At 53.0% G+C, this 3224-nt stretch carries 4 protein-coding genes; 3 read left to right on the top strand and 1 reads right to left on the bottom strand.

Annotated elements, in window-relative coordinates:
• Positions 1 to 621 precede the first annotated feature (621 nt).
• A complete protein-coding gene (locus tag CSQ89_RS22295; protein ID WP_139022929.1) occupies positions 622 to 966 on the top strand; it encodes a hypothetical protein in 345 nt (114 codons plus the stop codon).
• Entirely contained in the window at positions 966 to 1352 is a 387-nt protein-coding gene (locus CSQ89_RS20625) for a hypothetical protein (RefSeq protein WP_099407867.1), read from the top strand. Before CSQ89_RS22295 ends, CSQ89_RS20625 begins: the two co-directional genes overlap by 1 nt.
• Before the next feature lie 777 nt (positions 1353 to 2129).
• Here CSQ89_RS20625 and CSQ89_RS20620 read toward each other — a convergent pair.
• Complete coding sequence (locus CSQ89_RS20620; RefSeq protein WP_199065760.1) at positions 2130 to 2498, bottom strand: helix-turn-helix domain-containing protein; 369 nt, start codon at positions 2496 to 2498, stop codon at positions 2130 to 2132.
• A gap of 104 nt (positions 2499 to 2602) precedes the next feature.
• Here CSQ89_RS20620 and CSQ89_RS20615 point away from each other — a divergent pair.
• Positions 2603 to 3224, top strand: a 622-nt coding sequence (locus tag CSQ89_RS20615) for a CHC2 zinc finger domain-containing protein (RefSeq protein ID WP_233203381.1), incomplete at its 3' end; no start/stop codon positions are given.

Below are 3224 nucleotides of genomic sequence, written 5' to 3'. Positions count from 1 at the left end.
CGCCCGCAAAGCCATCCTGGCGCACCTGGGCGACCTGGAAGACACCTATCTGGCGGAACAACACCTGACGGATGCACGCGCCAGCGATACCGAGGCGATGCGGGTAAAAGTGCTGATGAAGCGCAAACCCTGATCCGCAGTCCCATTCTCCCCGCCCGCAGCCCTGTCTGCGGGCTTCTGCTGTCCACCGCCTCCCCAAGCCCCCAGCCGTCCCCGTAAACGCCCTGTAAAGGGGCCTGCGCGACAATAACGCCCCAGATCAGCGCCTCACCCCTTTAGCCGCCCACGGCAAGGCGTTACACTGCGTCTGCGTACCTTGTGCGCAGCGCGTAAAACCGCGTCTAGAGAAAATTGTTCTTTATTGCTGCGATTGAGCCTGTGCGGATGCGCTGGAACCCGCATGGTGTCTGGGTTTGGTGGGTGTCGGTACGACCGTTTGTGTCAGAGCCGAATATCTACACCTATGTGGGTGGCAACCCGCTTAGTTACAGTGACCCTAGAGGCTTAAATCCAGCGGCAGCAGCATGGGCATGGTGTGCTGCTGGTCCATGGGGGTGCGCCGCAGGAGCAGGGGTCACTCTCGGTTCTGCTTGGCTCATGACGCCATCAGGCAAGAGCGCCATGAAGGACGCGGCAAAAGCCTGTGGGGATGCTACGGATAAATTCCGTGATTGGTTTTTCACTGAGGGTGAGGAAGGGGATGCGCCTCCTGTCCCTGGAGCAGAAAAAGAGCCGGGTAAAACACGTGGTCCATCTGAAATTTGGACGAAACCAGGAGGTATTGAAGAGGCCAATAGAGATTTTGATGGTCTCAAACCTTCTGGGGTAAAAGATATTAGTAATGGTGGCCGTACGGGAGTTTTACCGGATGGAAGAAGAATCGTAGTTAGACCTAATAGCAATGATGGAAGACCTACGGTTGAGATTCAAGATGGTAGAGGTAGAACTAAAGTGAGATATAACTAATGCAAAAATTCGTGCCTATCTTCCAAGACATTATTGCTTCGAAGTCTTTGGAGTGTGAGGAGTTACGGGACTCTTCTGATGGCTTGATGGTTACTTTGAGGAACGAAAATGGTTTAAAGCTAACTGTTCGCTTCCAAGAGCATTTGTCATATCGCCTTCTGGATGAAGGAGATGCATTAGTAGCTATTGACCAATTGGAACAGTCTGGTTGTAAAGGACAACGGCTTTATCAAGTAGACAATTCAGAGTTTATCGAGTGGTTCCATAAACAATCCTATGGAATACGCAGCGATGATCAAATATGCCACTATGCAATCTTTGCCTCAAACGATGTCATTGACGTAATTGCTTTTGATTTGCCTGTCTTAACTTGGGAGCCAAATTAAATTGCAAAGGTAAAATTGCAAACCAGATGACGTTTTAGGAAGCCGGTGCCGGAGCAATCCGAACCGGCTTTGTTCTACTAACGATCAAACAAACCAATAGCATCGAATCTAAAAGCCGTCGTCTCGGTGCATGCAGTTACTCACAGAGTGCCAATGGTTTGCTTAAAACTCGCCGATTGCACGGCGAAGCCGCGCTAGCAAAACGCACTTTGGCGGCGTCTTAAACGCCCCCAAAAAAGGCCCTAAAAACCCCTTAGTTGTGTGCCCTTAACTCGTGTCAAAATCACCCCCACACCACACGCACCGCTTTGCGGGCTGTAAGTCACTGAATTAGAAGGAATAAACTGTATACAGCTGTATACAATGTCTACGTTTCGCGTTTAAACGCTTGATTCTTAAAGGCGGATTCTGTCTACGGTGTAGACACCCCGGCTGCCTTCCAATGCGTCCCATCCAGAGCCCGAAAAAAGGTCTCGTGCAGCACGCGGACGGGTACGGCGCGACCCATCAGTAGCACACTAATCCAGATGACACACTCGCGCCCGGCGACGCCGCCGCCCGCCCGGTTCGACCATCGTGACCAACTCAACGGGTAGGGTCTGCAAGGGGAGAACACGGCCTGATGGCGCATGTTTCCCAGCGCTGTTTATTTATCTGGTGGATATCTACTAGATATTTTTTATCTGTTAGATATCTATTAGATAAATAAAAAAGCCCCCTCGACCCCAGCTGCTGCTTGGGGTTCAGGGGGTTTCTCTTTAGCTGCTGGCTATTTCGCTATTTGTTCTGCTGCCAACGCTTGGCGTCATGCATGTGCAGTACACCGGAGATCACGGTCTCCAGTGCTTCCCGTTCCTTCTCATCCAGTTTGGACACCGCTTCGAATTGCAACTTCAGGCGGTCGGTCGGACCACGCTCATCCGGCTCAAAGAGCAGCATATCGGCACTGACATTCAGCGCTAGTGCGATGCGGCGGAATACGTCGATGGTGGGTTGAGAGGTGCCAGCCTCATAGCGTTTTAGCTGCGAGACATGCATGCCTATCTTATCTGCCATCTGTTGTTGGGTAAGTCCTTGCTCTTTGCGAAGCGAGGAGAGTCGATCAGGGAAGCTCATAGGCAGGACAAACCAGTTTGCGTTAGCCATGAGTGTAAGTCCCTCGTTTTTATAGCTTGACCGATAGTAGCATAATAGGAACAATTAAAAAGCATCGATATGGCACTTGACAGGTTTTAGAGGAAATCCCGTTTATGGCACGCATTCCCGACACAGAAATCGAACGCTTGAAGGCCGAGGTGTCGCTGGTTCGCCTGATCGAGGCGGACGGCATCGCGCTGAGCAAGCAGGGAAAGGATTACGCGGCCTGCTGCCCCTTCCATGAGGAAACCACGCCCAGCCTGATCGTGACGCCGAGCAAGAACCTGTTTCATTGCTTTGGTTGCGGCGTAGCCGGTGGGCCGATTGATTGGCTGATGAAACGGCGCGGTATCAGCTTCCGGCATGCGACCGAGTTGCTGCGGGAAGGTCTTCCTTTAGCCGCTTCGGCTGCCACGGTGAAACACGCCAGCGTGCGTACCTTGCCCATGCCGGTTGCGGTGGATGCGGACGACCAAGCGGCGCTTGGCCAGGTGGTGGACTATTACCACGCGAGTTTGAAGCAAAGCCCGGAAGCGCTGGCCTACTTGAAGACGCGAGGCCTGGACCATCCTGAACTGATCGACACGTTTCGACTGGGTTACGCCAACCGCACCTTGGGCCTGCGTCTTCCAGAAAAAAATCGGGTCGCGGGCGCGGAAGTGCGCGGGCGCTTGCAACGGCTGGGTGTGTACCGCGATTCGGGCCATGAACACTTTAACGGTTCGCTGGTGGTGC

Source organism: Chitinimonas sp. BJB300, assembly GCF_002735695.1.
GTDB lineage: Bacteria > Pseudomonadota > Gammaproteobacteria > Burkholderiales > Chitinimonadaceae > Chitinimonas.
Note: the sequence above shows the minus strand (reverse complement) of the source record. Positions and strands in the feature narration are given on the sequence as shown.